Annotated in this window: 2 protein-coding genes; one reads left to right on the top strand and one right to left on the bottom strand. The window is 70.4% G+C overall.

All coding sequences use genetic code 11. The annotated features are described in order from the left end of the window. The coding region (locus tag DBR36_RS17730) for a S9 family peptidase (RefSeq protein ID WP_219927641.1) at positions 1-1037 on the bottom strand (1037 nt) is incomplete at its 3' end. A 448-nt stretch (positions 1038-1485) separates the two neighbouring features. Here DBR36_RS17730 and DBR36_RS10305 point away from each other — a divergent pair. Beyond that, the coding region (locus tag DBR36_RS10305) for a glycosyltransferase (RefSeq protein ID WP_108319107.1) at positions 1486-2198 on the top strand (713 nt) is incomplete at its 3' end.

Here is a 2198-nt window from a genome sequence, read left to right as displayed (position 1 = left end):
GTCCGGGTCGGGGTGGGGCTCGCCGTCGGCGTGGATGTGGGCGTCGGCGTGGCTGTCGCGGTGGGCGTTGCCGTGGGCGTGGGCGTGGGCGTGGGCGTGGGCGTCGCGGTCGGCGCCGGGGGCACGAGCAGCGACCCCCAGCGCGTCATCGACGCCGTGAAGTCCCCGGTCGCGAACCCGGGGGTGTTGTGCCCCATGGTGTGCGTGCGCACCGAGGCCTCGGCCGCGACCGGGGTGATCCGATCGATCAGGGCGAGGCCGTGGCGGCGCGGGGGAACGGTGGTGTCGCTGTCGTCGGGGGTCGACACGACCACGCGCACCTTCGTACCGCGCCACGCGTCGAGGGCGAACCGCGTCGGGTTGGCGGCGTCGATCGCGGCGAGGTCGTCGCCGAAGACCGCCTGCACCGAGATGCGTCCGCGGCCTCCGTCGTCGTACATCGCGCGCAGGTCGTAGGCGGCGTTGACGTCGTACATGCCCGTGATGTTCGGCAGTAGGCGACGACCGTAGGTCTCGGCGGCCAGCACGCCGCCGCCCGAGGTGGCGCGCAGGACGGTCGACGAGACGACGAACTGCCGCGTCATCCAGCTGAGGGCGGCGTTCTGCAGGTCGACGGCGCGCGGCGCCGAATACAGCGTGCCGCCCGCCTTCTGACAGATCGCGATCGCACCGCGCTCGACCGCCCACATCGCCGAGGCGCGGAAGCTGCCGTCCAGCGCGTTGTGATCGCCGCCCGAGCCGTGGTAATACCACACGACCGGCACGGGGCGGCCGTCTCCGGGCTTGATGCTCTGCGGCACGTACAGGCGAGCGGGGTCCTTGCTGATGGTCACGCAGATGTTGTCGAAGAGGGCGCCGCCGGGCGTCACCTCGTTCGCCGTGCGGAGGTACTCGCCGGGGAGCGTGGGTGTCGGTCCCGAGCTCGCCGCGGTCGCGGAGCGGGCGGCCAAGAGCCCGAGCGCGACGGCGCCGGCCCCCCACGCTCCACCGGTCAGGACGGTGCGGCGGCTGACGGGCCGTTCGCGTTCTCTCGGCATTGTTTGCATTCCCCTCGGCATGCCCGGCGCGTCATTCCGATCACGCGCTCTCGCGTTTCCATTGTGAAACCGCAAATGGCGGTGAATGTGAACTCCCTATGACGATCGGTCGCCGATTCGACGACGACCCGAACTACGGCCGTCCGCCGCGCTACAGTTTCGCCACGCCCGGGATCCAGGGTCGCGATCGCGATTCTGCACTCCGGACAAAAATCACGGTCGCCCCGTTTCGGGGGAATGCACGAGGCGACCGTCAGATGGGCCCGCGGGCCCTCGAACGGGGGGAATCGGTTGCGTCATGTCTACGACCGTGTGGGGAGCCGGCGGTAAGACCGCATTCATCTGTTCGACCGGCGGGCATTTCGCCGAATTGATCCGATTGGAATCGCTTTTCGGGCGGCATCCGGATTCCCTGTGGATCACCTTCGATACCCCGCAGAGTCGACAGATGCTCGAGGGGCGTCGGTGCGTCATGCTGCCCTACGTCGGTCCGCGCGACCTCAAGGGCACTCTTGCCGCGGCGGCTCCGCTGATGCGCATCTTCCATACCGAGCGTTTCGACGCGGCCATCAGCACCGGTGCGGCCATCGCGACCGCCGCCCTGCCCCTGGCCGCGAGTGCCGGCATCCCGGCCACCTACATCGAGAGCGTCGCCCGCGTCGACGGTCCCTCGATGACGGGCCGCCTGCTGCAGAACGTGCCGAGCGTCCACCTGAGGACGCAGGCGCCCGGGTGGGCGAACACCCGGTGGAAGCTGTGCGACAGCGTCCTGAGCACGTACCGGTCGGCAACGCGCGTGCGCCCGGCTCGCCGGCACCGGCTCTTCGTCACCCTGGGCACCATCCGCGGGTACCGGTTCGACTCGGTCGTCGACGCGGTGCTGGCGACCGGACTCGCCGACGAGCACACCGTCTGGCAGCTGGGCGAGACGACGCGCGAGGATCTGCCCGGCGCGGTCCACGACTATCTTGCCCCCGAGGACTTCACCCGTATCGCGGCCTCGGCCGACGTGGTCGTCTCGCACGCGGGCGTGGGTTCCCTGCTCGAGATGCTCGCGCTGGGGGTGCACCCGGTGCTGGCCATCCGCAACGCCGCACGCGGAGAGCACGTCGACGACCATCAGGACCAGATCGCCGCCCTGGTGAACTCCCTCGGCATCGC

The sequence above is a fragment of the Microbacterium sp. HMWF026 genome (genome assembly GCF_003061325.1).
GTDB classification, from domain to species: domain Bacteria; phylum Actinomycetota; class Actinomycetes; order Actinomycetales; family Microbacteriaceae; genus Microbacterium; species Microbacterium testaceum_E.
This window is presented reverse-complemented; position numbering and strand designations above follow the sequence as displayed.